This window comes from Mesorhizobium escarrei (assembly GCF_935825525.1).
GTDB classification, from domain to species: domain Bacteria; phylum Pseudomonadota; class Alphaproteobacteria; order Rhizobiales; family Rhizobiaceae; genus Mesorhizobium; species Mesorhizobium escarrei.
Genome location: NZ_CAKXZT010000124.1, coordinates 16,448 through 41,942 on the forward strand (window position 1 = coordinate 16,448; position 25,495 = coordinate 41,942).

General features: G+C 62.9%; 26 protein-coding genes. 20 read left to right on the plus strand and 6 right to left on the minus strand.

The window, feature by feature from the left end:
• The first annotated feature begins 91 nt into the window (after window positions 1–91).
• The 6 genes from NMG80_RS14470 (at window position 92) to NMG80_RS14495 (ending at window position 5,294) form a co-directional block, all read left to right on the plus strand.
• Window positions 92–1,156 carry a putative urea ABC transporter substrate-binding protein gene (locus NMG80_RS14470; RefSeq protein ID WP_254018716.1) on the plus strand — a complete coding sequence of 355 codons (1,065 nt, stop codon included), beginning with the start codon at window positions 92–94 and terminating at the stop codon, window positions 1,154–1,156.
• Between the two features lie 93 nt (window positions 1,157–1,249).
• Window positions 1,250–2,074 (plus strand): ABC transporter permease, encoded by an 825-nt coding sequence (locus NMG80_RS14475; protein WP_254018923.1) that lies wholly within the window; start codon window positions 1,250–1,252, stop codon window positions 2,072–2,074.
• Entirely contained in the window at window positions 2,071–2,880 is an 810-nt protein-coding gene (locus NMG80_RS14480) for an ATP-binding cassette domain-containing protein (protein ID WP_254018717.1), read from the plus strand. Before NMG80_RS14475 ends, NMG80_RS14480 begins: the two co-directional genes overlap by 4 nt.
• Before the next feature lie 12 nt (window positions 2,881–2,892).
• The gene (locus NMG80_RS14485) at window positions 2,893–4,101 is read left to right on the plus strand and encodes an agmatinase family protein (protein WP_254018718.1); all 1,209 of its coding nucleotides are present in this window, start codon (window positions 2,893–2,895) and stop codon (window positions 4,099–4,101) included.
• A gap of 2 nt (window positions 4,102–4,103) precedes the next feature.
• The gene (locus NMG80_RS14490; RefSeq protein ID WP_254018719.1) at window positions 4,104–4,643 is read left to right on the plus strand and encodes a hypothetical protein; all 540 of its coding nucleotides are present in this window, start codon (window positions 4,104–4,106) and stop codon (window positions 4,641–4,643) included.
• Window positions 4,644–4,682: 39 nt separating this feature from the next.
• Entirely contained in the window at window positions 4,683–5,294 is a 612-nt protein-coding gene (locus NMG80_RS14495) for a HupE/UreJ family protein (protein WP_254018720.1), read from the plus strand.
• Window positions 5,295–5,464: 170 nt separating this feature from the next.
• Here the strand turns inward: NMG80_RS14495 and NMG80_RS14500 are convergent, their stop codons facing one another.
• Window positions 5,465–6,178, minus strand: a complete 714-nt coding sequence (locus NMG80_RS14500; RefSeq protein WP_254018721.1) for a GntR family transcriptional regulator — start codon at window positions 6,176–6,178, stop codon at window positions 5,465–5,467.
• A 258-nt stretch (window positions 6,179–6,436) separates the two neighbouring features.
• Between NMG80_RS14500 and NMG80_RS14505 the strand changes: the two genes are divergently transcribed.
• The 6 genes from NMG80_RS14505 (at window position 6,437) to NMG80_RS14530 (ending at window position 12,366) form a co-directional block, all read left to right on the plus strand.
• Window positions 6,437–7,525 (plus strand): ABC transporter ATP-binding protein, encoded by a 1,089-nt coding sequence (locus NMG80_RS14505; protein ID WP_254018722.1) that lies wholly within the window; start codon window positions 6,437–6,439, stop codon window positions 7,523–7,525.
• A gap of 32 nt (window positions 7,526–7,557) precedes the next feature.
• Window positions 7,558–8,847, plus strand: coding sequence for an ABC transporter substrate-binding protein (locus tag NMG80_RS14510; protein WP_254018723.1), 1,290 nt, complete (start codon window positions 7,558–7,560; stop codon window positions 8,845–8,847).
• A 197-nt stretch (window positions 8,848–9,044) separates the two neighbouring features.
• Complete coding sequence (locus tag NMG80_RS14515) at window positions 9,045–9,956, plus strand: ABC transporter permease (RefSeq protein WP_254018724.1); 912 nt, start codon at window positions 9,045–9,047, stop codon at window positions 9,954–9,956.
• Between the two features lies 1 nt (window position 9,957).
• A complete protein-coding gene (locus tag NMG80_RS14520; protein WP_254018725.1) occupies window positions 9,958–10,776 on the plus strand; it encodes an ABC transporter permease in 819 nt (272 codons plus the stop codon).
• A gap of 7 nt (window positions 10,777–10,783) precedes the next feature.
• The gene (locus NMG80_RS14525) at window positions 10,784–11,530 is read left to right on the plus strand and encodes an aspartate/glutamate racemase family protein (protein ID WP_254018726.1); all 747 of its coding nucleotides are present in this window, start codon (window positions 10,784–10,786) and stop codon (window positions 11,528–11,530) included.
• Window positions 11,531–11,535: 5 nt separating this feature from the next.
• Window positions 11,536–12,366, plus strand: coding sequence for a GNAT family N-acetyltransferase (locus tag NMG80_RS14530; RefSeq protein ID WP_254018727.1), 831 nt, complete (start codon window positions 11,536–11,538; stop codon window positions 12,364–12,366).
• A 17-nt stretch (window positions 12,367–12,383) separates the two neighbouring features.
• Here the strand turns inward: NMG80_RS14530 and NMG80_RS14535 are convergent, their stop codons facing one another.
• A complete protein-coding gene (locus tag NMG80_RS14535; protein ID WP_127203645.1) occupies window positions 12,384–12,923 on the minus strand; it encodes an Lrp/AsnC family transcriptional regulator in 540 nt (179 codons plus the stop codon).
• Between the two features lie 48 nt (window positions 12,924–12,971).
• Here NMG80_RS14535 and NMG80_RS14540 point away from each other — a divergent pair, with 48 nt between their 5' ends.
• Window positions 12,972–14,177, plus strand: a complete 1,206-nt coding sequence (locus NMG80_RS14540) for an MFS transporter (RefSeq protein WP_254018728.1) — start codon at window positions 12,972–12,974, stop codon at window positions 14,175–14,177.
• Window positions 14,178–14,219: 42 nt separating this feature from the next.
• On the opposite strand, the gene NMG80_RS14545 is transcribed toward NMG80_RS14540, so the two are convergent.
• A complete protein-coding gene (locus tag NMG80_RS14545) occupies window positions 14,220–15,131 on the minus strand; it encodes a sigma-70 family RNA polymerase sigma factor (protein WP_254018729.1) in 912 nt (303 codons plus the stop codon).
• Between the two features lie 109 nt (window positions 15,132–15,240).
• Window positions 15,241–15,780 carry a dihydrofolate reductase family protein gene (locus NMG80_RS14550; protein ID WP_254018730.1) on the minus strand — a complete coding sequence of 180 codons (540 nt, stop codon included), beginning with the start codon at window positions 15,778–15,780 and terminating at the stop codon, window positions 15,241–15,243.
• 192 nt (window positions 15,781–15,972) lie between these two features.
• On the opposite strand from NMG80_RS14550, the gene NMG80_RS14555 reads away from it, so the two are divergent.
• Window positions 15,973–16,398, plus strand: coding sequence for a GNAT family N-acetyltransferase (locus tag NMG80_RS14555; protein ID WP_254018731.1), 426 nt, complete (start codon window positions 15,973–15,975; stop codon window positions 16,396–16,398).
• Here NMG80_RS14555 and NMG80_RS14560 read toward each other — a convergent pair whose 3' ends face one another.
• Both NMG80_RS14560 and murQ read right to left on the minus strand, forming a co-directional pair.
• Window positions 16,399–17,529, minus strand: a complete 1,131-nt coding sequence (locus NMG80_RS14560; protein WP_254018924.1) for an anhydro-N-acetylmuramic acid kinase — start codon at window positions 17,527–17,529, stop codon at window positions 16,399–16,401.
• 160 nt (window positions 17,530–17,689) lie between these two features.
• Window positions 17,690–18,613, minus strand: coding sequence for an N-acetylmuramic acid 6-phosphate etherase (murQ, locus tag NMG80_RS14565; protein ID WP_254018925.1), 924 nt, complete (start codon window positions 18,611–18,613; stop codon window positions 17,690–17,692).
• Window positions 18,614–18,780: 167 nt separating this feature from the next.
• Here murQ and NMG80_RS14570 point away from each other — a divergent pair, with 167 nt between their 5' ends.
• The 6 genes from NMG80_RS14570 to NMG80_RS14595 all read left to right on the plus strand — a co-directional run bounded on the left by NMG80_RS14570 (window position 18,781) and on the right by NMG80_RS14595 (window position 25,490).
• Window positions 18,781–19,890: a carbohydrate kinase gene (locus NMG80_RS14570; protein WP_254018732.1), complete on the plus strand. Its 1,110-nt coding sequence runs from the start codon at window positions 18,781–18,783 to the stop codon at window positions 19,888–19,890.
• Between the two features lie 46 nt (window positions 19,891–19,936).
• Complete coding sequence (locus NMG80_RS14575) at window positions 19,937–20,866, plus strand: pseudouridine-5'-phosphate glycosidase (protein ID WP_254018733.1); 930 nt, start codon at window positions 19,937–19,939, stop codon at window positions 20,864–20,866.
• Between the two features lie 170 nt (window positions 20,867–21,036).
• On the plus strand, window positions 21,037–22,011 hold the full coding sequence (locus NMG80_RS14580) for a sugar-binding transcriptional regulator (protein ID WP_254018734.1): 975 nt from the start codon (window positions 21,037–21,039) through the stop codon (window positions 22,009–22,011).
• Between the two features lie 44 nt (window positions 22,012–22,055).
• Window positions 22,056–23,501, plus strand: coding sequence for an ABC transporter substrate-binding protein (locus tag NMG80_RS14585; protein WP_254018735.1), 1,446 nt, complete (start codon window positions 22,056–22,058; stop codon window positions 23,499–23,501).
• Window positions 23,502–23,699: 198 nt separating this feature from the next.
• Window positions 23,700–24,623, plus strand: a complete 924-nt coding sequence (locus NMG80_RS14590) for a carbohydrate ABC transporter permease (protein WP_077381507.1) — start codon at window positions 23,700–23,702, stop codon at window positions 24,621–24,623.
• 9 nt (window positions 24,624–24,632) lie between these two features.
• Window positions 24,633–25,490 carry a carbohydrate ABC transporter permease gene (locus tag NMG80_RS14595; protein ID WP_095518160.1) on the plus strand — a complete coding sequence of 286 codons (858 nt, stop codon included), beginning with the start codon at window positions 24,633–24,635 and terminating at the stop codon, window positions 25,488–25,490.
• Window positions 25,491–25,495 lie beyond the last annotated feature (5 nt).

Consider the following 25,495-nt stretch of genomic DNA (forward strand, 5'->3'; position numbering starts at 1 on the left):
GGTTTGCTGGCGCGAACCTCTCCCGGATACGCGCTCCGTAAATCCCAACATAAAGTCCGGTCGCAATCCGGATCGCGAACAGGGGTACGCAATGCTTCGCAAGCTGGCCGCAATCATCCTAGCCGCATCACTCGGCCTTCCCATCGTTTCATCCGCCGACGCGGCGCCCAAGAAAGACTTCAAGATATGCTGGTCGATCTATGTCGGCTGGATGCCGTGGGGCTATCTCTCCGACAGCGGCATCATGAAGAAATGGGCCGACAAAAACGGCATCAATGTCGAGATCAGCCGCATCAACGACTATGTCGAAAGCATCAACCAGTATACCGCCGGCGGCTTCGACGGCTGCTCGATGACCAACATGGACGCGCTGTCGATCCCCGCCGGCGGCGGCGTCGACACCACCGCTTTGATCATCGGCGACTTCTCCAACGGCAATGATGCGGTGATCCTCAAGGACAAGACAGCGCTCGCCGACATTGCCGGCCAGAAGGTCAATCTCGTCGAGCTCTCCGTCTCGCATTACCTGCTGGCGCGGGCGCTGGACACGGTCAATCTCGCCGAGAAGGACATCACCGTCGTCAACACCTCCGACGCCGACATCGTCGCCGCCTACGGCACCAGCGACGTCACCTCGGTCGTCACCTGGAACCCGCTGGTTTCCGAGATCGTTGCCATGCCGGGTGCGCACAAAGTGTTCGATTCCGCGCAGATTCCCGGCGAGATCATCGACATGATGGTCGTCAACACCGAGACGCTGAAGGACAATCCGGCCTTGGGCAAGGCGCTTGTCGGCGCGTGGTACGAGGTGATGGACCTGATGACTTCGGACACGCCCGAAGGCAAGGCAGCCAAGGAGGAGATGGCCAAGGCATCCGGCACGGACCTCGCCGGCTTCGACGCGCAGCTTGCCTCGACGGCAATGTTCTATGATCCCGCCAAGGCGGTCGAGTTCACCAACGGCGCCGAATTGCCAAAGACGATGGATCTGGTCCGCAACTTCTTGTTCAGCCATGGTATTCTTGGCACCAACGCAACGAGCGTCGACGTGGTCGGCATGAGTTTTCCCAACGGATCCACGCTGGGCGACGCCAACAACGTCAAGCTGCGTTTCGATCCAGCCTTCATGGCCGAGGCCGCAACCGCAACGCCCTGACGCGACATGCTGGCCAAGGGAATGAGTGCCAGGGATGAAGTCTCCGCGACGGGTGGTGAGGGCACCACGCGCCCTTCCCGGCCAAGGCCGAAGATGCGCCTTCGCATGATCAATGCGACGGTTTCGCGCGGCGGCGCCTTGTTCCTCGGCGGCTTGCCGTTCCTGTTCGTGGCAATCGCCTATCTGATCGCCTCGGCGCAACGACTGGCGGCCAATCCCAGCGACAAGCTGCTGCCTTCGCCGGTACAGATGTGGTCGGCCTTTCTTGACCTTGCGACGGTGCCGGACAAACGCTCCGGCGACCTCATCCTGTGGATCGACACCTATGCCAGTCTCCTCAGGCTGTTCGCGGGCGTCGGCGTGGCCACGTTCGCCGCGCTTTCGCTCGGCATCGCCATCGGCTTCATCCCGCGGGTGCGGGCCTTCCTGCTGCCCTTCGTCACCGTCGTCTGCGTCATCCCACCGCTGGCGCTGCTGCCGATCCTGTTCATCGCGCTCGGTCTCGGCGAAACGGCCAAGATCACGCTGATCGCCGTCGGCGTCGCGCCGGTGATGGTGCGCGACATCGCCAACCGGGTGATGGAGTTGCCACCAGAGTTGGTGGCCAAGGCGCAGACGCTTGGCGGCAACAGCTGGACGACGATCTTGCGGCTGGTGCTGCCGCAGATCATGCCGCGCCTCATCACTTGCGTGCGGCTGGCGCTCGGGCCGGCCTGGCTGTTCCTGATCGCCGCCGAAGCCATCGCCTCGACCGAAGGGCTGGGTTACCGCATCTTCCTCGTCCGCCGCTATCTCTCGATGGACGTCATCCTGCCCTATGTCGCCTGGATCACGCTGCTTGCCGTGATCACCGACTGGCTGCTGGTGCGGCTTTCCCAAGCGATGTCCCCTTGGGCGCATCCGGTGGAGGCCAGATGAGCCGCATCGTCGTTCACGGGCTGGAAAAGAGTTATGGCGATGCCCGCGTGCTCGAGCGGGTCAACGTCACCGCCGAAGCCGGCGAATTCCTGTCGCTGGTCGGCGCCAGCGGCTGCGGAAAATCGACGTTCCTGCGTATTCTGCTCGGTCAGGAGCAGCAGAGCAGCGGCGTCGTCATCGTCGGCGACGGCCCGATCGTGCCCGAGCCGACGCCGCAGCGCGGCATCGTCTTTCAGCGCTATTCGGTGTTTCCGCATCTGACCGCCGTCCAGAACCTGCTGCTGGTCGAAGACTTTCGCTCGGGCGGGCCGTTTGGTCGCGTCTTCGGCGCCAGGCGCAGAAAGGCCAGGCAAGACGCCGAAGCCATGCTTGAGCGGGTCGGGCTCGCCCATGCGCGCGATCTCTATCCCGCCTCGCTCTCAGGCGGCATGCAGCAGCGGCTGGCGATTGCGCAGACCTTGCTCGGCCGGCCGCAGATCCTGCTTCTCGACGAGCCGTTCGGTGCGCTCGATCCCGGCATTCGCGTCGAGATGCACGACCTGCTCACCGAGCTGTGGACCGAGCATGGCATGACGGTGGTGATGGTCACCCACGATATCGGCGAGGCCTTCAAGCTCGGCACCCGTGTGCTGGTTTTCGACAAGGTGCGCCACGATCCGCAGTTCCCGTCGGCTTACGGCGCGACGATCACCTACGATCTGAAGCTCGATCGCAAGACCCGGGCTTCCTCTCATCACTTGGCCAAGGTGGCCGCGATGGTCGGGACGACCCGACCGGATACAGCAATGGCGACGACGGCGTCGTAACGGAGACCGTGAATGTCCAGAAATATCCGCGAACGCAGCCACCGCCGGGCAGGGCTCGTCGCCCGGGAGGCCAGGGAACGCTTCCACCATCCCGATTTCGACGCCCGCGGCACGCAGGGCTGGAAGTCGATCGAGGCCGAGGGCAAGCTGCCGGAAAGCGGCTGGCGCAAGGAGCAGCAATGGGCACTCGACATGGGCCTGCCGGGATCGGAGTCGATCGTCGACAAGTCGATCCCGACATTCGCGCGCGGCGAGCTGCCGCATTTCGCCGGCATCAACACCTTTCTCAAGGCGCCCTATGTCGAGAACGTCCGCGATGTCGGCAAATATGACGCGGCCGTCATCGGCATCCCTTTCGACAGCGGCACCACCTACCGGCCGGGAACCCGCTTCGGCCCGCAAGGTATCCGCCGTATCTCAGCGCTCTACACGCCGTACAATTACGAGCTCGGCGTCGATCTACGCGAGCAGATGACGCTGTGCGACGCCGGCGACGTCTTCACCATTCCCGCCAACCTTGAAAAGAGTTTTGACCAGATCACCAAGGGCGTCAGCCATGTCGCCTCGTCGGGCGCGCTGCCGATCATGCTGGGCGGCGACCATTCGATCGGCTTTCCCTGCGTGCGCGGCATCGCCGACGTGACCTCGAAACGCATCGGCATCATCCATTTCGACCGCCATATCGACATCCAGGAAAAGGATCTCGACGAGCGCATGCACACCACGCCTTGGTACTGGGCGACCAACCTGCCGAACGTCTCGGCGACCAATCTCGTGCAACTCGGCATCGGTGGCTGGCAGGTCCCCCGCTACGGCGTCGCCGAGGCGAGGAAGCGCGGCACCAACGTGCTGACCATTGCCGACATCGAGCAGATGGGCCTTGAGAAGGCGGCGGAAATCGCGCTCGAGCTCGCATGGAAGGACACCGACGCCGTCTACATCTCCTTCGACGTCGACAGCCTCGACTGCGGTTTCGTGCCCGGTACGGGCTGGCCGGAGCCGGGCGGCTTCCTGCCGCGCGAGGCGCTCAAGCTGCTTGGGCTGGTGACGGCGCCCGGCATTTGCGGACTGGAGGTGGTCGAGGTTTCGCCGCCCTACGACACCTCGGACATCACGGCGCTGTTCGGTGTGCGTGTCGTCGTCGAAGCGCTCGGCTCGATGGTCGCCCATGGCAATCTCGGCAAGCATAAATCGATCATCGACAAACCGGTGAGTTTCTGACCATGCACGACGACCATCACCACCACAGTCTTGGCCACGACCACGGCCATCATCATCATGGGCCGAACGGCCATCATGACCATCCGCACGCCCTCGGCCACAACGGGCCCGCTGGCAAGCCGCTGCAATGGCAGACGCCGCATCTGCCGCCCGACCAGGCTCACGAGCCGCCGGTTGATCCAGCGACGGTCGACCTTGATCTCGTTGAAACCGCCTTCCTCGAAGGCTTTGCGCGGGCGCCGGACCCATCCAGCTTTCTGCGTCTGGCCGGCATACCGTTCGTCGGCGAAAGGGCGGACGGTGTGCGGCTTCATCTCTTGCGCGTCGAAACCGAGGATCTGGTCGACGTCGGCGCGGTCATGCCGCTCGTCGGCGGCACCGGCGTCGCCTATCACCCGCTGCCGGCGCGCCTGACATCGCACCGCCGCCGGCTCGCTTTCATCTATCACGATGGCGCTGAGCAAAAGCCGCTCGGCTTCGCCGCGGCGCGCGCCCTTGCAGACCGTTCCGCCGCTTCGCAATTCACCGTTCCCGGACACTGAAACCAAAAAGCCCGTCATTCTCATCGAACAGGTATAATCATGAAAACATCAGCAAGCATGAAGACATTAGCAAGACTGGGCATCCTTTCAGCTCTCGCCGCAGTCACGCCGTCGCTGGCGTTTGCCCATAGCGGCGGCGCTCACATCCACGGCTTTTTCGCCGGCCTCGAACATCCGATCCTCGGCATGGACCATCTGCTTGCCATGATCGCGGTCGGCATGATCGGCGCTCGCGCCGGCGGCCGCAGTATTGTCCTTGTCCCGCTTGTCCCGCTGGCCTTTGTCTCGGCCATGGTCGCCGGAGCCTTGCTCGGCATGGCCGGCATCGGCCTGCCTTCCGTTGAAACCGCCATCGTGCTGTCGCTTGTGGTCTTCGGCGCCATGGTCGGTCTTGCCAGGCCGCTGCCGATGGCCGCCGCAGCAGCACTGACGGCCCTGTTCGGCCTTTTCCACGGCAATGCCCACGGCCTCGAGATTCCCGAGAGCACCAGCGGCATCGCCTACGCCGCGGGCTTCGTGCTCGGCACGTCGATGCTGCATGCGATCGGGGTGTTGTCCGTCCTCAAGCTCGGCCGTTGGCCGACGACGGTCCGCACCGCGGGCGTCGCCACCTCGCTGGTTGGAATGGCCATGGCGGCCCAAAGTTTCTGAGTGAGGCGATCAGATGCAGGCAGTGGCGAAACAGAACTGGGAATGCAGATGAGCCAGAAATTGTCGATGAGGCTGCGGCGCATCCGCGATTTGCTGTACCAGATCCTGAAGATCCGGGCCGAGCGGCTTTGAGGGGGCGCGGTTTCGCGTACCTCCGGTCGGAATGACCTTCAGAACTCGAGCGCCTGCCTGAGCGCCGGACCGCTCCTGACGCGCAGATCAAGGTCGGCCTCGATATGGTCGATGTGGTGCAGCATCAGCGCGCTGGCGCGTTCGGAATCGCCATTTTCCAGCGCCTCCAGGATATTCATGTGCTCGCTATGGCCGCAGCTCGAGACGCCCGAGCGGCCATAGAGCGCGATCACCAGCGATGACCGCGCCACCAGTTCTTCCATGAAGCGCTGGAGGATCGTGTTTCCGGCAACCGAAGCCAGCAGCAGGTGAAAATCACCCGAAGCCTTGATTTCCGAGCGTCTTGCATTTGGTCCGCGTTCGGCAATGAAGCGGCCCTCTTCATCCAGCTGCGCCTTGAAGGCAGCGACATGGTCCGGCGTCATCCGCCCGGCTGCGGCAATCGCTATGCCGGGCTCGATCAGCCGGCGCGAAGCGAAGACCTGACGCGCTTCCTCCGGCGACGGGTTGGCGACGAAGGCGCCACGATTGCGCTCGGTCCGCACCAGGCCTTCGAAGGAGAGCATCTGCAGCGCCGCGCGCGCTACGGTGCGGCTGACATCAAATAAAGTGCCGACCTCGCCTTCCGACAGCTTGGTTCCGGGCGCCAGCCGGCGGTCGACGATCGCGTCGCGCAACTGGTCGCGAATCGCCTGGGCGCGATCCTCGTTGGCACTGTCGACAGCAGGGAAAGTCTGGTCGGCTATATTCATGATGATGGTCCCGGCACCCTTCTACCCTGAATCGGGTCGGTTGCAGAGAGCCAAAGTGAATACGATCCCGGAAAAGATTGCATACGATTTTTGCGACGATCGCTGGCGATCGCCTATAATTTGTGCATTCGCAGGCATGCCGTTTCGAAGGGCAGCCGGGGCCATCCTGATTTTCCCAAGGAATCCATTGTTTGAGTCCGATGCAGGGCAATTGGCATGCATGATGCTTTGCTTAAGTTGATTTAGAGAGGAAGCCGGATGTCCAAAGCCGCCGAAATCGACATCGTGTCCGTTTCGAAGATCTATGGCGCCACCACTGCCGTCGAAGACATCAGCTTGAAAATCCCCGCGGGCACCTATTGCTGCCTGCTCGGACCGTCCGGCTGCGGCAAGACCTCGACGCTGCGCATGATTGCCGGGCACGAAAGCATATCGAGCGGCGACGTGCGTCTCGGCAACATTGTGGTCACCGACCTGCCGCCGGCCAGGCGCGGCACTGCCATGATGTTCCAGTCCTACGCGCTGTTTCCGCATCTCGACCTGATCGACAATGTTGCGTTCAGCCTCAAGATGAAGGGCGTCGGCAAGGAAGAGCGCCGCGCCAGGGCGCTCGAAATGCTGAAGCTGATGCAGATGGAGGGCTACGCCGGCCGCCGCCCGGCGCAGCTTTCGGGCGGACAGCAGCAACGCGTCGCTCTGGCCCGCGCGCTGATCACCGACCCCGAAGCGCTGCTGCTCGACGAGCCGCTATCGGCACTCGATCCATTCCTGAAGATCCGCATGCGGGCGGAATTGAAGAAGCTGCAGACGTCGCTCGGCATCACTTTCGTCCACGTCACCCATAGCCAGGAGGAGGCGATGGCGCTTGCCGACCTGATCGTGGTCATGAATGACGGCCGCATCGAGCAGGCGGCGCATCCACGCACCGTTTTTGAGCGGCCGGCCACTGCGTTTGTCGCCCGTTTCATGGGCGATCACAACGTCGTCTCCGGCCGCGTCAGCGGCAGCCGCGACGGCATGGTTGTCTTCGATGTGCCGGGTGGCGCCTCGCTTGCGGCCAGCGGGCAGGGCAGGGCGATCGGCGAGCCGATCGATATCGCCATTCGCACCGACCACGTGCGGATCGGTGATCCGCCGGCCACCGGGCTCGGCTTCACCGGCATCACCTCCAATATCGAGTATCGCGGCTCGACCGTAAAACTCTCGGTCAATGGCGCCGGTATCGAGGATTTTACCGTCATCGTCGACGACACCAGCTTCTTCGCCAAACCGGTTGCCGTCGGCGACGCGGTGCCGATCGCCTGGGACGCCGAGGACGCAATTGTCCTTGGCCGTCTCGATTCCTGAACCAGAACCACAATCAAAACAGGGGAACTGACATGACCAACACCACCGACAAGAAGACAGGAATTTCCCGCCGCTCGCTGCTCAAGACCGGTGCTGCCGCCGTCGGTCTTGCCGCCGGTTCGGGTGCCATATCAGGGTTTCCGACGATCTGGGCGCAGAACCCGATCACGCTGCGCCAGTTCGGCACCGGCGTGTCGAACCTCAACGCCATTGCCGACAAGTGCAAGGCCGACCTCGGCATCACGCTGGAAATGACCGCGACCGATTCCGACGCCGCCGCCCAGCGCGCGGTGACCCAGCCGGACAGCTACGACATCGCCGACATCGAATACTGGATCGCCAAGAAAGTGTATCCGTCCGGCGTGATGCAGCCGATGGATGTCAAGAAGCTGAAATATTACGACAAGATCGTGCCGCTGTTCATCACCGGCAAGCTGACGCCCGACAGCGTCATCGCCCAAGGCACCGCGCCGCATACGGTCGGCTTCGTCGAGGCGCAGGACGGCAAGACCTTCGCCAAGCAGCCGACGGAGTGGATGACGATGGTTCCGACCATCTACAATGCCGATACGCTCGGCATCCGCCCCGACCTTGTCGGCCGCGACATCACCTCCTGGGCCGACATCATGGATCCGGCCTTCAAGGGCAAGGCCGCCATCCTCAACATCCCGTCGATCGGCATCATGGATGCGGCGATGATCATGGAAGCCATGGGCAACGTCAAATATGCCGACAAGGGCAACATGACCAAGGAGGAGATCGACAAGACGATCGACTTCCTGATCAAGGCCAAGCAGGACGGCCAGTTCCGGGCGTTCTGGAAATCGTTCGACGAGAGCGTCAATTTGATGGCTTCAGGCGAAGTGGTCATCCAGTCGATGTGGTCGCCGGCGGTCGCGGCGGTGCGCTCCAAGGGCATCGCCTGCAAATACCAGCCGCTCAAGGAAGGCTATCGCTCGTGGGGCGGCGGCCTTGGCCTGGCGGCGCACCTCAAGGGCGCCGAGCTCGACGCCGCCTATGAATACATCAACTGGTACCTGTCCGGCTGGGTCGGCGCCTACCTCAACCGCCAAGGCTACTACTCGGCCGCCATGGACACCGCCAAGCAGTTCATGTCCGAGGACGAATGGGGCTACTGGGTCGACGGCAAGCCGGCCAAGGGCGACATCATGGCGCCGGACGGCAAGGTCATGGAGAAGGCGGGCGCCGTGCGCGACGGCGGCTCCTTCGTCGAGCGCATGGGCAAGGTCGCCTGCTGGAACTCGGTCATGGACGAGGACCGCTACATGGTACGGCGCTGGAACGAGTTCATCGCGGCGTAAAAACGCCCTCTTGCCTTCTCCCCTTGTGGGAGAAGGTGGCCGAGCGAAGCTCGGTCGGATGAGGGGTGCTCCAGCTTGGCACCGCCGCATTCCTTCCAGCACCCCTCATCCGTCTTGCCGCTGCGCGCCAATCCACCTTCTCCCACAAGGGGAGAAGGGACGCAGCTCCAGCCGCCTCGCAGCCTACCGAGATGTTGATGACAGCAGTGCTCGAACGTCCTGGAATGATCGAAGCCAAACCCGCCAGGCGCCGCCGCGTCTCGATCAGCGCCGTCGTCCCCTACCTCCAGGCGGCGCCGCTGGCGCTGATCCTCGGCGCGTTTCTCTTGCTGCCGATCCTGATGATCGCCGTGGTCTCCTTCTGGGATTACGACTTCGCAGCGATGTACCCGGATTTCCTGACCATCAACTACGCCGACACGCTCGGCTCCTGGGTCACCTGGAAAACCTATCTGAACACGTTGAAATACGCCGCCATCGTCTGGGCGCTGACGCTGTTCATCGGCTTCTGGGTCGCCTATTTCCTCGCCTTCCATATCAGGACCACCGCCATGCAGATGGTGCTGTTCCTGGTCTGCACAGTGCCGTTCCTGACCTCCAACATCATCCGCATGATCTCGTGGATTCCGGTGCTTGGCCGCAACGGCCTGGTCAACTCGACGCTGGTTGAGATCGGGCTGATCCCGAAGCCAATCGAGTGGCTGCTCTATTCCGAATTCGCCGTGGTGCTGGCCATGGTGCATCTCTACACGCTGTTCATGGTGACGCCGATCTTCAACACGCTGATGCGCATCGACAAGTCGCTGATCGAGGCCGCGCGTGATGCCGGCGCGTCCGGCTGGCAGGTGCTATGGAACGTCGTCATCCCGCTCGCCAAGCCCGGCATGGCGATCGGCACAATCTTCGTCGTCACGCTGGTGATGGCCGATTTTTCGACGGTGCAGGTGATGTCCGGCGGACAGAGCGCCTCTGTCGCGCTGATGATGAAGAACCAGATGTCGCTGCTGCAATATCCGGCGGCGGCCGCCAATGCGGTCGTGCTGCTGGTGCTGGTGCTGCTGATGGTCGCCGGCATTCTGCGCATCGTCGACATCCGCAAGGAGCTGTGACGTGAGCCACGACAAGCGCACCGTCGAATTCTACGTGCTTGCGGCCTTCTTCGCCCTTTTCGTGCTGTTCCTCTACGGCCCGCTTTCGGCGATCCTGATCCTCTCTTTCCAGGGCGAGAATGGTGGGCTGACATTCCCGCTGAACGGCGTTTCGCTGCACTGGTTCGCCAATCTGTTCGAGCGCCAGGCGGTCGGCGATTTCGGCGGCAGTTTCAAACGTTCCTTCATTCTTGGCCTGATGGTGATGATCGTGACCGTCGGCGTGTCGCTGCTTGCCGGTCTTGCCTTCCGCCAAAAATTTCGCGGCGCCACCGCACTGTTCTATCTGGCCGTCGCCAGCCTCGTCGTGCCGTCGATCATCATCTCGCTCGGCATCGGCGTCGTCTTCCAGCAGATCGGCTTCCGCCCCGCTTGGTATACATCCGCCTTCGGTGCGCATCTGACATGGACCTTGCCCTTCGGCGTGCTGATCATGTTTGCCGTCTTCAACCGGTTCTCACCGGCCTATGAGGAAGCCGCGCGTGATCTCGGAGCGTCGTCCTGGCAGACCTTCGCGCATGTCGTCCTGCCGATGATCGCGCCCAGCCTGATCGGCGTCGGCCTGTTCGGTTTCACCCTGTCCTATGACGAGTTCGCCCGCACGCTGATGACCTCGGGCACGTTCAACACGCTGCCGCTCGAAATCTACGGCATGACGACGAATGTGACGACGCCGGTGCTCTATGCGCTGGGCACCGTGACGACCGTATTTTCCTTCCTGGTGATTCTGCTGACGCTCGGCGCAATCGTCTATGTCGGCCGTCGCCGGGCGCGAATTTGAGAACCGCATGCAAATCCTCGTTGTCAATCCGAACACCACCGCCAGCATGACCGAAACCATTGCAGCGGCGGCGCGGCTCGTCGCCGGCGCCGGAACTGAGATCGCCGCCGTCACCTCGTCGATGGGGCCGGTTTCGATCGAAGGCTACTACGACGAGGCACTTGCCGTGCCTGGGTTGCTGGTCGAGATCGCTGCCGGCGAGCGCTCGGGCGCGCAGGCCGCAATCGTCGCCTGTTTCGACGACACCGGCCTCGATCCCGCGCGCGCCATGGCCAACATTCCGGTCATCGGCATCTGCGAGGCAGCGCTCAGCACCGCCTCGTTCATCGCCCAGCGCTTCACCGTCGTCACCACGACCGAGCGCTCGCGCGTGCCGGTCGAAGGGCTGGTGCAGCGCTATGGCATGACAGGACGGGCACGCGTGCGAGCTGCCGACATTCCGGTTCTTGCGCTCGAAGACCCAACCTCCGATGCGATCCTGAAGCTGCGCGGCGAGATCGCGCGCGCTCTCGACGAGGATCACGCCGAGGCCATCGTGCTTGGCTGTGCCGGCATGGCCGATCTCGTCGCCGAGTTGCAGCGGGAGTTCGGCGTTCCGGTCATCGACGGCGTTGGCGCCGCGGTCAAGCAGGCCGAGGCACTGATCGCGCTTGGCCTGTCGACGTCCAAGCGTGGCGCCTATGCAAACCCGCTGGCAAAGCCCTATCTTGGCGCATTGAAATCCTTTGCCCCCGGTACCATTGCCGCCGAGTGATCGCAATGCGCCGAACGATCAGAACGCTCGCACTTGAAGACGTAAAAATCCTTGTCGACTGGGCGGCAGTCGAGGGCTGGAATCCCGGCCTCGGCGATGCCGTGGCGTTCCATGCGGCGGATCCAGAGGGCTTCATCGGCGCCTTTGTCGATGGCGAGATGGTGGCCGGTATTTCGGCCGTCGCCTATGGCGAGGATTTCGGCTTCATCGGTCTCTACATCTGTCGGCCGGACAGGCGCGGTGAGGGCCATGGCAAGGCGGTCTGGGATGCTGGCATGGCGCGGCTCGGCGACCGCACGATCGGCCTCGATGGTGTCGTCGAACAGCAGGCCAACTACCGCAGCATGGGCTTTGCGCCGGTCTACCGGACGATCCGGTTCGTCGGATCGCCGATCGGTCCCGCAACTACCGACAGCGACATTTGCGTCATAGGCCCGAAAGCGGATGTCCTGGACTACGACTGCCGCTTCTTTCCCGCTCCGCGGGGATCCTTCCTGGGACAGTGGCTGCGCCCGCCGCACGTCGCGCTGGCGATCGTCAGGGATGGCGCCATCGGGGGATACGGCGTCGCGCGCCGATGCCGGGAGGGCTGCAAGATCGGTCCGCTCTTTGCCAACAGCCTGGACGCGGCAAGCCGCCTTTTCGCGGCGCTCGCCAACGCCTCGGGACCCGGAAATGTCCATCTCGACGTTCCCGAGACCAGCGGACAATTTGCAGCCAGGCTGACGTCCGCCGGCCTTCAACCGGGCTTCGAGACGGCTCGAATGTACAAGGGCAAAGCGCCGCAGATCGCGCAGTCCGGGGTCTTTGCGACAACGACCTTGGAACTTGGTTGATTGAACGCAATGCGACCCTAATACAGCGGCTTGGCCATATGCCGGGGCGTCGGCCATTCCGTTGTGATCCCGGGCTGCACCGGCCGCTCGAGATAGGTTGACAGAACCACGTAACTTCGCGTCGAGGTGACGCCGGGCGTTTCGTAAAGCCGCGAAAGCAGGCCCTCGAGCGCCCTTGTGTCCTCGGTGCGGACCTTGATCAGCATGCATGTGTCGCCGGCCACCGAATGGATCTCCTCGACTTCGGGGTGCTCGGAGATCGCCATCAGTTCGGGGGTCTTTCCCCAGCCCTTGGTGTCGATGTGCACGAAGGCAAGCAGCGGCTTGCGCACCGCCTTGGGATCGATGATTGCCGCGGTGTTGCGAATGGCGCCGCTGCGCCGAAGCCGCTTCACCCGTTCATGCGCTGCCGGCGGCGACAGGCCGACACGATCACCGAGCTCGGCATAGCTGATCGTGGCGTCATCGACCAGAACGCCTAATATCTTTCGGTCGGTTGCGTCGACATCGCGGGCAGCAGGCCTGTTCTGCGGAATGCCATCTGTTTCTTCATCCATATCAAATTTCCCGATTGATGCAGAATTCAATTCGGCCATTATCGGCATATGTCTAACACTGATCAAGTCGCAACATTGACGGCAAGGCCGCCTATCCCGGCGCTCGCTTATCTGCTCACCGGATGCATCGCGGTGATCGGCTCGAACTCGCTGGTCCTCGGTCCGATTGCACCGGCAGTGGCCGCGTCGTTTACGACGAGCGTGCCGGCCGTGATGATCGCGTCCGCTGCGTTCGGGCTTGGGACGTCGGCAAGCGCCTTGTTCCTGGCACGCTATATCGATCGGCTCGGCGCCCGCCGCATGCTACAAGGGGCGTTGCTGCTGCTGGCGACGGCGCTTCTCGCCAGCGCCGCCGCGCCGACGGTGACGATGCTGGTTACGGCCCAGCTTCTCGCCGGCATCGCCGCCGGCGTTGCCATGCCGGCAATCTATGCCAGCGCCGCGGCGATCGCACCGCCTGGTCGCGAAAGCGGGACGATCGGCGTCGTGCTGACCGGCTGGACCCTGAGCATGGTCGCCGGCGTCTCCTTGTCGGCGGTGCTTGCCGACCTCGTGCATTGGCGTGCCGTTTTCGCGGCGGTCGCGGTGCTTGCGGCGCTCGCGTTGACCGGCCTTACGCTGACGTCGTTGAGCGACGCCAGGAAAAGCGGCCCGGCGCCGACGCCGCTCGGCGCACTGGCCGTTCCCGGCATCGTGCCGCTTCTGGTCGCCTGCGGCGCCTTCATGACCGCCTTCTACGGCGTCTATGGCTATCTTGGCGATCATCTTCACAATGGCTTGGGACGGCCGGTCAGCGCCAACGGCTTGGCCGCGCTCGCCTATGGCGCCGGCTTCGGCATGGCGGCGCTGCTTGACGGCGTGATCGATCGGCTTGGCGCGCGACGTGTCATGCCGTTCGCCTATCTTCTCGTCGCGGCCGTCTATGTCGCGCTCGCCGCGACAGGCAGTAGTTTCCATCTGACCATCGCGATGGTCGCGGTCTGGGGCCTTGCCAATCATTTCGGGCTGAACGTCCTGGTGATGCGCCTCTCGGCGCTCGATCCGGCGCGGCGCGGCACGATCATGGGCTTGAACAGCGCAGTGACCTATCTCGCGGTGTTTGTCGGCACCACCGGCTTCGGACCGCTTTATTCCAGCTTTGGTTTCGCGGCATCGGCAGTGGTCGCAGCGCTGCTCATGCTGGTTGCCGCTTCGGCGGCGGCGTGGCATTCGCCGCGCTCGACAATCATTCGGCGAAGCGCCGCCGACAGTTGACTTGGCTGGCCTGACACAGGTTCGAACCGGCGTGCTCCGACCTCACGTCGGGTTGGCAATGACAACCTTGGCGGCCTCCGGCATCATCCAAGGGCAGGCATAATAGTCGGCGATGCGATTGATGATCCCGTCGGCGGCTTCGATCCGAACTGGATGGGCCGGTTTCCAGCGGTCGCCGCTCGGGTGAAGTACGAGCAGCACCGCCTCGCCATCGATTTCACCCACAATCATCTTCCAGGTGACTTGCGCCTTCTCATACTCGACAAAATAAGGTGACTCTGAAAGTTGGCCCCTGAAGCAATCCGCGACCCGCAGCTGGGCATCGGCGCTCGTCAACGCTCGCACGCCATCCCAGTCGCGGCGGTTGAAAAGGTCGACATAGCGACTGAGCAATCTTGAAAGCTCAGGATCGCGCTGGGGCTCCGAGCGGACGATTGGCCCGTTCGTCAGCGCAGCCAGCTTCGAACGGCCGCGGCTCAAAGCCGCCTTGACGCCGCCCACCGTCGAGCCGACGAGGTCGGCAATCTCTTCCAGCGAATAGTCGAAGACGTCCTTGAGCAGGACGCAGGCGCGCTCCTTGGGCGGCAGGTGGATCACCAGCCGTTCGATCGCGCGGTCGGCGCCCCGGCCCGCCGGCTCGACGGGCAGGATGATCTCCTCTTCGACGAAAACTGCTTCGGCACGCTCGCGCACCTGTCGGTTCCGCAGGAAATCGATGCAGCGATTGTGTGCGATACGAAACAGCCAAGGGCGAAGGGCGCTTGTGTCGTCAAGCTTCTCGATCTTCCGATAGGCCTCGAACAGCGCTTCCTGCATGACATCCTCGGCGTCCAGGGTCGAACCTGTCATGCGTGCGCAGTAGCGGTGCAGCCGTCCACGCAAATACGCTACCGTTTCCAGGAACGCGGCATAGCGAACGTCAAAGAGCCCAGTAGGGGAGAGTCTTGGCTGCATCTTCATCGCATCCCACCGTAAGGCACGTCTGGCCGGCATACCTTGCCCGGCCAACACCCAAGACGTATGGCGTCGGGAAAAAGATACGTGCCATCCGACAGCTCGCGGGTCATCGCGGGACATAGGTCAGCGTGATGACACCGTTCTTGAACCGATGCGTGCCCACCAGCTCCAGATTGACCAGGGACGGATCGACATCGTCGAAAGCGTGTTTGCCATGTCCCACGCGGGTTGGCACGATAGAGAGCTGGTACTCGTCGACAAGCCTATTGGCGAGCAGCGTCTGGTCGAGATTGCTTACCCCATATTTCAATATGTTCCCACCGGGCTGTTGCTTGATCCTGGCGATTTCGGCGGCGACATCACCCTCGATCAGCGCGGCGTTCCAGCTCACCTCCTTGAGGGTTCGCGACGCGACCAGTTTTTTCAGCCCGTTCATCCGATCCATGTACTTGCTGCCTTTGACCTGCGGCCAGCGCGTCGAAAACATCTCATAGGTGACGCGACCGAGCAGGAAGAAATCCGCCTCGCCGGCCTTTTCATAGGAATGCTCCCTGGCTTCGTCGTCGAAGAAAGGGGAGGCCCAGTCCATTGGTGCTTCGATGACGCCGTCCAGCGAAATGAAGCTGCCCACGATCAATTTTCTCATTCATATCTCCTGATGCGCAGAGTCCATGGTTGAGACGTTCCTGGTTGGGTTTTGGATACGCGGCCTCGCGCTGCTTGTGGATTTGGCGGACCGTAGCCCTGGGCTCTGGCGGCGGCGCAGCTTGCAATCCTGCCCGTCTTGCCCTTCGGTAGCGCTTGGCGATATCTGGCGCCGCGCTCGTCTGGACCTGCGATGAACACGACGCTTGAAACCACCGCCGACCCGTCGCCGAAAGAGCTCGCTTTTCTCGGGGAGCGGCTCAGCGCGTTCAACGACAACGATGTCGGTGCGGCCGGGAGGAAGGCGCTCGCCGTGTTCGTGCGCGACGAGCACGGCGCGGTTGTCGCCGGCATCTCGGGATACACTGCCTGGGGCTGGCTCTATGTGCAATGGCTCTGGGTCGATGAGCGAGTGCGCGGCCAGCATATGGCCGGCAGAATGCTGGACGCAGCCGAACAGGAAGCCGTCGCACGCGGCTGTCACGGCGCCTTGATCGACACGTTCAATCCGAAAGCGGCCAAGGCCTATGAGTGTCAGGGATATCGGCCTTTCGGCCTGCTTGCCGATTTTCCCCTCGGCCGCAGCCGCGTCTTCCTGCAGAAGAAGTTGCCGGCTTAATTAGCCGGCAAGGCGTCCGCCGCGCATCGGCTGTGGTACACCGGTGGTGGTCGGAAAGCTGATCGGCAGGTCCCGGAGCACGCGAACCGCAAGGAAGGCAAAGCACTCCGCCTCCACCGCGTCACCCTTCCAGCCGAGCGCCTCCGCTGGCACCGCCTCGACACCGGCACGGCTGGCGAGCATGGCCATGATCGTCGGGTTGTGGCGGCCGCCACCGCTGACCACCAGCCGCTTCGGCCGGTGCGGCAGGAGGTCGAGCGCCTTGCCGACGGCGGCGGCGGTGAAGGCAGTCAGCAGTGCGGCGCCATCCTCAGCGTTCATGCCATCCGCCATGGCTGCGCCGAAATCGAACCGGTCCAGCGACTTTGGATAGGGCTTGGCCAGATAGGGATGCTGCAAGAGCTTGGTCAGCCGGGCTTCGTCGACAGTGCCGGCGCGGGCCAGCGCGCCGTCGCGATCCATTTCGCCAAGCCCTTTCGACTTGATGAAATCGTTCAACGGCGCATTCGCCGGTCCGGTGTCGAAAGCAACGACATTGTCCTTGCCGTCCCACCAGGTGACGTTGGCGACGCCGCCGAGATTGAGAACGGCCGTGTCGCCGCTGGCGTCGCCATCGCGCAGCAGCGCGGCATGATAGGCGGCGGACAGCGGCGCCCCTTGGCCGCCGCCGCGCATGTCGGCCGAGCGGAAGTCGTAGGCAATTTTGGTACCCAGGATGTCATGCATCAACTCGCCATCACCGAGCTGGCGGGTCTGGCCGAGCCGGCCGACTTGCGGAGCACGATGCAGCACGGTCTGGCCATGGAAGCCGACGACCCCGATATCGGCCATCGTCAGCCCGTAGCTTTCGACCAGGCCCTTGACGGCTGCTGACTGGGCGCGCGTCAGCGCCTCTTCGGCTTCGCGAAAGATCGCCGGCTCCGGTCCGGTGAAATTCCACACCCTGGCCTGGCGCAACGTCTCCTCCAGCAGGGTCCGGATCGATCCGGGGTAGGGCGCCAGCGTGTAGGTGCCGAAATCCGCGATCCGCTCGCCGTCGGTCCTGATCAGCGCGACGTCGATATTGCCGTCCAGCACGGTGCCGGTCATCAGGCCGACGGCCCAGATTGGTTCCGCACTTTTCGCAATCATCACTTGTTAGGCTCCGTTGACGAGATCGCCGACCGATTGGCGAATCTCGATAATCCGCTATTGACGTGTCGGATGGATCCGGCTGGTGAGCAAGGTCCCATGCCCTGCCTTTGTCGAAGTCGATCCGTCCTGTGTACCAGTATCCGGTATCCAGGCGGCTTCACACCGTCTTTTCGCCGATCGCCTTTCGCAGAAACCCGCCTGCATTGTCGAGCGCCTTGCGCGCCTCTTCGATGCCCATCCCGGTGATCGTCACCAGTATCGCCAACTTGACGTCGTTGCCGGTCTGGTCGAGCGCCCGTCGTGCCTGCTGCGCTGTGCAGCCGGTGGTCTGCATCACGATTCCAACTGCCCTGGCGACGAGCTTTTTGTTGCTGGGATTGAGGTCGACCATCAGGTTCTGATAGCTCTTGCCGATCCGGATCATGCTGGCTGTCGTCAGCATGTTGAGAACCAGCTTTTGCGCGGTTCCCGACTTCAACCGGGTCGAGCCGGCGAGAACCTCGGGGCCGACAAGCGGAGAGATCGCAATGTCCGCAATGCCGGCAATGACTGACCTGGGATTGCAGGAAAGCGCCACCGTCGTTGCTCCCACCTGCCTTGCATAGGTCAAGCCGCCGATGACGTAGGGTGTGCGGCCGCTGACCGCGATGCCGACCACCACATCGTCGGCGGTCAACTCGATGCCCTGAAGTGCCTTGATGCCTTGTTGCGGATCATCCTCGGCGCCTTCCACAGCCCGCACCAGCGCTTTGGGGCCGCCAGCGATCAGGCCGAGCACCATGTCCTCGGGCACGCCGAATGTCGGCGGACACTCCGAGGCGTCGAGAACTCCCAACCGGCCGCTCGTGCCGGCGCCCATATAGACAAGCCGCGCGCTTTTTTGAAACGCACTGACGATCCGGTCTACCGCGGCAGCAATTTGCGGAATGACCTTCTCGACGGCGGCTGGAACGCCGCTGTCCTCGTCATTGATCATGCGCAGGATATCGATGGTCGGCAGCAGGTCGATATCCATCGTCCTCGGGTTCCGATCCTCGGAAACCAACCGCTCCAGCTCCGACATCAACTCCTGTTCGTTCATCCGCTTGCATTCAAACTTCTTGCCATCGGCAACAAGTAATGTGATGCGGCGCCAGCCGTTGACCAGTACCTGCGGCTGGCATCGATAGGCCAGCCAAACAAATGTTGACATCGTCATCTGTTGTTGAAAAAAGTTCAGCATGAATTGCACGGGCCGGGGGCGAGGCGATGGACGACCTTGGAGCACAGGAACAGGCAGTGCTGGATCTTATCGCGGCGAAGCCTTTCGTCGGCCAGCAGGATATAGCGACCGCGCTCGGCATTGCCCGCTCGACCGTGGCGGCCCACATCGTGCAGCTCGTCAACAAGGGCTACATTCTTGGTCGCGGCTATGTGCTGCCGGCGTCCAAGCGCATGATCTGCATCGGCGGCGCCGTTCTGGACCGTAAGTACCACGCCAGGAAGGATCTGATCTTCGGGACGTCGAACCCGGTCGACGGTCATCGCAGCTTCGGCGGCGTCGCTCGCAACGTCGCCGAGAACCTTGTCCGCCTCGGCGTCGCCGTAAGTTTTGTCTCGATTGTCGGCGACGACGAGACCGGCCGCTCGCTGGTGCGGCATCTGCGCGATCTCGGCGCCGACGTCAGCCAGGTCATCACCACCACGGAGCGGCCGACGGCGGAATATGCGGCTATCCTCGATCTCAACAACGATCTCGTGCTCGGCATCGCCGACATGGAGATCTTCGATCTGTTTTCGCCAGCCTGTCTCGACCGTTTCTGGCCGCATCTGGCTTCGGCGAATTGGGTGTTCATCGACTGCAACCTGCCGGCCGCGACGATCGCAGCGCTGATGTCACGCAAGCAGGGCGCGCGCTTCAAGCTCGCCGTCGACACGGTGTCGTCGCCGAAATCGACACGCCTGCCGAAGGACCTGTCCGGCATCGACCTTTTGTTCACCAACCATGACGAGGCCAATACGATGCTTGGCATCACCGATGCCGACAAGTGGCTAAGGCCGAAAGAGGCTGCGGCGGCGCTGCGCGCGGCCGGCGCCGGCGAGGTGATCGTGACCATGGGCGCGCACGGATTTGCGGTCGCGACCGAAGGCGGCGTGGCGACGATGCGTTCCGTCCCGGCCCGCGCCGTCGACATCACCGGCGCCGGCGACGCAATGATTGCCGGCACCATGTACAGGGTGCTCTCGGGCGATCCCGTGCTCGACGCGGCGCGCACCGGCGCGCTGCTCGCCACGCTGACCACCGAGAGCGAATCCAGCGTCCATCCTGACCTGTCGCCGCGCTTCCTCACCGCCGGCATGTACCGCATTCCCGCCTGAAAGCCAGACGACCGTGAAAGTGAGACGACCTGAAAGCGAGACGACGATGAAGCCTTCCCTTCTCCACCTGAACGACGAAGTCGCGGCAGCACTTCGAGAAGGCCGCGCGGTGGTGGCCCTGGAATCGACGATCATCACCCATGGCATGCCCTATCCGGCCAATCTGGAGACTGCGCGCGGCGTCGAGACCGTGGTGCGCGAGAACGGTGCGGTGCCCGCCACGATCGCGGTGGTCGCCGGCAAGATCAAGGTCGGGCTCGATGACGGTGAACTGGAGCAGCTGGCAGCGGCAAAGCACGTGGTCAAGGCCTCCGGGCGCGACCTCGCCGCCATTATGGTAGGCGGCGGCTCGGCCGGAACCACGGTCTCGGCGACGATGCGGATCGCCGCATTGGCCGGCATCGGCGTTTTCGCGACCGGCGGCGTCGGCGGCGTGCATCGTGGCGCCGAAGCCACTTTCGATATCTCGGCCGACCTGACCGAACTCGGCCAGACCGGCACGACCGTCGTCTGCGCCGGCGTGAAATCGATTCTCGACATTGCAAAAACGCTGGAATATCTGGAGACCCAGCGTGTGCCGGTGATTGCCTACCAGAGCGACGACTTTCCGGCCTTCTACACCCGCTCCAGCGGACTGAAAGCCGATCACCGCCTCGATAAGCCCGAGGACATTGCGCAGGCCATGCTGCTGCATGAGCAGATCGGCTCGCGCACAGGCATCCTCGTCGCCAATCCGATCCCTGAAGTGGATGCGCTCGATCCAGCCTTCATCGATGGCACGATCGCCGCGGCAGTGGCGGAAGCCGAGAAACGCGGCATCGGGCGCAAGGAACTGACGCCGTTCCTGCTCGCCCGCATCAACGAGCTTTCGCAGGGTCGCAGCCTGAAGGCCAATATCGCGCTGGTCCGCAACAACGCCGCGCTTGCCGCTCGCATCGCAGTGGCACATGCGGGATTGAAGCCCATGGCCAGATAAGTCAGGGAGCGAACCCAAGCCGCGCCCGTCGTGTCTCGTGCTAACCCTCACGATCGCTCGCCTGCGGGCTTCCGTGCCCTCTTGGTATGATTTGAACCACGCGGCGCTTGACTCCGGCGGCGGCTTGTGAAAAATTTTGCATCAACTGATAAAAATATCTTGGGTTGGAAATGGTTGGTTTTGGAAACGGCCTCCTCCGGGACGATGAAAGCAGTATGGCGACGCGCGCCGCCTGGCTTCACTATGCTGGCGGCCTGACCCAGTCGGAGGTTGCCAAGCGGCTTGGCTTGACCAGCCTCAAGGCGCATCGCCTCATCACCAAGGCCAATCAGGAAGGGCTGGTCAAAGTCTATATCGACGGCGAGGTGTCGGAATGCGTCGCGCTTGAAGACGATTTGTCCAGCCGCTACGGCCTCGACTATTGCGAGGTCGTTCCCGACTTCGATGGCGAAGACTTGCCGCTCAAAGCGCTAGGCATCGCCGGCGCGCAATTTCTCAAGCGTGAGATCGAACGCGGCGAGGACACGCTGATCGGCGTCGGTCACGGCCGCACGTTGGCCGCCTGCGTCGAATATCTGCCGCGCATATCGGCCGAAAAGACCCGCTTCGTCTCATTGCTCGGCGGCCTGACCCGCAAGTTCTCGGCCAATCCGCACGACGTCATTCACCGGCTGGCCGAACGGACCGGCGCCGAAGCCTATGTGATGCCGGTGCCGATGTTCGCCAACACGGTCGAGGATCGAACCGTGCTGCTCGGACAGAAGGGCATCAGCGAGGTTTTTGATCTCGGCAAGTCCGCCGACCTGCTCATCGCCGGCATCGGCACTGCCGAGCGCGAGGCGTCGCTGGTCGCCACCGGCATGATCGAGAAGGGCGAGATGGAGGAGATCCGCCGCAACGGCGGTGTTGGCGAACTGCTCGGCCATTTCTTCGATGGTGCTGGAAAAGCGGTCGAGACGACGCTTTCCAACCGGGCGCTGGCGCTGGCGCGCGAAGACATCAGCAATCGCAGGATTGTCGCCGTTGCCGGCGGCAAGGTGAAGGTTCGTGCCATCAAATCGGTGTTGGAGGGCCGCTATCTCAAGGGCCTGGTCACCGATGAGCGGACGGCGCGAAAACTCGTGGAGCAGACGCCGGTCGGGTAGCCGGCAGCCATTCGATTGAAACTACCCTGTGGAGGAGAAGACAAATGCATGAGAAAGAGAAAGACCTGATCGACGCGTTCCTGCGCGGACAAGTCGATCGTCGTGGGCTGATCAAGGGCCTTGGCGCGATGGGCCTTGCCGCCGGCACGGCCGGCACGCTGCTCAATCTGGGGCAGACCCAGGCCTTGGCGGCGGATTTCGACTGGCAGGCGCACAAGGGCAAGACCATCAAGCTCTTGCTCAACAAGCATCCTTACGCCGATGCGATGATCGCCAACCTCGAAAACTTCAAGAAGCTGACCGGCATGGAAGTCGTCTATGACGTGTTTCCGGAAGACGTCTATTTCGACAAGGTCACCGCTGCGCTGTCGGCCAGCTCGCCTGAATACGATGCCTTCATGACCGGGGCCTACATGACCTGGACCTATGGCCCCGCCGGCTGGATCACCGATCTGAACGAGTGGATCAAGGATCCGACCAAGACCAACGTGAATTATGCCTGGGACGACTTCCTGCCCGGTGTCAGGAAGTCCTGCGCCTGGAATGGCCAGCCTGGCGGCGTGCTCGGTTCCGACGACGCCAAGCAGTGGTGCATTCCGTGGGGCTTCGAACAGAACAACATCACCTACAATAAGGGCATGTTCGACAAGGTCGGGGTCAGCGTTCCCGGTAATATGGACGAGATGGTCGCTACGGCGGCCAAGCTGACCAAGGATGTTGGGGGTGGCGTCTACGGCATTGGCGTGCGCGGTTCACGCTCCTGGGCGACGATCCATCCCGGCTTCCTGTCGGCCTATGCCAACTTTGACCAGAAGGATCTGAATGTCTCGGCCGACGGCAAATTGTCGGCCGCGATGAACACCGCCGAATCCAAGGCATTCCACAAGCAGTGGGTCCAGATGATCCAGGAGAGCGGCCCGAAGGACTGGTCGACCTACACCTGGTATCAGGTCGGCACCGATCTTGGCGCCGGCGCCTCGGCGATGATTTTCGACGCCGACATTCTCGGTTACTTCATGAACGGCGGCGACAACAAGATGGCCGGCAAGCTCGCCTTCTCCGCCTTCAAGGCCAATCCCGCCGCCAAGGCCCCGACGCCCAATATCTGGATCTGGTCGCTGTCGATGTCCAATTTCTCGAAGGACAAGGACGCCACCTGGTACTTCATGCAATGGGCATCCGGGCCCGAGCATGCATTGTTCGGTGCGACCAAGATGGACTTCGTCAATCCGGTCCGTCAGTCGGTCTGGAACGACCAGATATTCCGCGAGAAGCTGAACAAGAGCTATCCGGGCTATGTCGAGATGTTCGACGTTTCGGCGCCCGGTGCCAGCATCAAGTTCACCCCGCAGCCGCTGTTCTTCGATCTGACCACCGAATGGGCGGCGACGCTGCAGAAGATGGTGGCCAAGGAAGTGCCGGTCGACGAAGGCCTCGACATGCTGGCCACCAGCGTCGACGGCCAGCTCAAGGAAGCCGGGCTCGGCTGAGTCCTGGCGGCCGGCTGGCCCACCGCTGCGGGCCAGCCGGCGATTCCACTGCGAAGCGGCGCCTGGAGCGTCGGACCCAACCGGTTTTGGGAAAATTCCGATTGCTCAAACACTGGCGGTGCCGCCACTCGCCCAACCGGCCGTCTGGCTCCCTGGGCGGCCGGCAGGGCGAAGCAACAGAGATGATGGGTGAGCCCGATGACTGCGGCGACAATGCAAAGAAACAGACCTTCCGGCTTCAGGATCAGCAAGAAAGTGCTGCCCTATGTGCTCAGCCTGCCGGCCCTGCTCGTCTGCATCGGCATCCTGATCCCGTTCTTCACATCGGTCGTCTATTCGTTCCAGCGCTACCGGCTGAGCCAGCCTTGGGCGCGGCAGTTCAACTGGGGCGACAACTATATCTCCTTTTTCACCGACCCGAGGTTCTGGAACACGCTGGAGATTTCGCTGCTCTATGCCGGCATCACCGTGCTGCTCGAACTGCTTCTCGGTCTCGGCATCGCCATGCTGCTGCAGAAGCGCTCGACGCTGAACAACTTCATCTCGATCATGCTGTTGATGCCGCTGATGACGGCGCCGGCGCTGGCCGCGCTGATGTGGAAGCTGATGACCAATCCCGGCTTTGGCGTGCTGAGCTATCTCGCCAGCCTGATCGGACTGCAGGATTTCCGCTGGGCCTCGTCGCCGTCGACCGCGCTTTTCACGGTGGTACTTGTCGATATCTGGGTCTACACGCCCTTCATCATGATCCTGCTGCTTGCCGGGCTGCGCAGCCTGCCGACGCAGCCCTTCGAGGCGGCGGCACTTGACGGCGTGCCGCGGAGTTTTGTGTTCTTCCGCATCACCTTGCCGATGCTGACGCCCTACATCCTGACCGCGACGCTGTTCCGCCTGCTTGATTCCATCCAGCAGTTCGACATCATCTATGCCATGACCCAGGGCGGTCCGGGCGATACGCTGACTGTCTTCCAGGTCGAGGCCTACCTCAACTTCTTCCAGTCGACCAATGTCGGCCGCTCGGCGGCGCTGATGATCATCCTGTGGGCGATCACCTATTTCCTGTCGAACATCTTCATCAAGAACTGGCTGCGGCTGCGCGAACGCGCGCGCGGCCAGGCATAGGAGGCTGAGATGGAACACACCTCGCTTCTCGAACGCATCCTGCGCGGCATAGCGCTGACGCTGGTCGTGATCTTCTTCATGTTCCCGATCGTCTGGATCCTCATGATGTCCTTCCAGACCAACGAGACCATCCTGCGGATTCCGCCGCAGCTTGTCTTCAAGCCGACGCTGGCCAACTACACCGCACTGATCACCGGAAAGCTGACGACGGCAGCCGGCACGCTCGACATCGCCTTCATGCGCAACCTCTGGAATTCGGTGTTCCTGTCGGTCACCTCGGTCGCCGTCGCGCTGCTGCTCGGCGTTCCCGCCGCTTACGCCTTTGCGCGGCACAAGTTTCGCGGCTCGGAGGACATTGCCTTCACGCTGCTGTCGTTCCGGTTTGCGCCGGCGCTGCTGGTGCTGCTGCCGCTCACCCTCTATTTCCAGAAGCTTGGATTGGCCAACACCTATATCGGGCTGATCTGGGTCTATCAGCTGATCTGCCTGCCGCTGATCCTGTGGATCGTGCGCGGCTATTTCGAGGACATCCCGGCCGACATCGAATATGCCTATCGCATTGCCGGCCATTCCTGGTTCGCCACCTTCCGCAAGATCGCGCTGCCGCTCGCCGGCCCCGGCATTGCGGCGGCCGGCCTGCTCGCCTTCATCTTCGCCTGGAACAATTTCGTTTTCGCCCTCGTGCTCGCCTCGGCCGACAAGCAGCCGGTGACAGTCGGCGCGCTCGCCTTCATCACCTCCTCCGGCATTCAGTACGGCCAGATCTCGGCAGCGATCGTGCTGTCGATCACCCCGACGCTGGCGCTTGCGCTTTACGCGCAGCGCTATCTCGTCGAAGGCCTGTCGCTCGGCGCGGTGAAAGGATAGCTCCG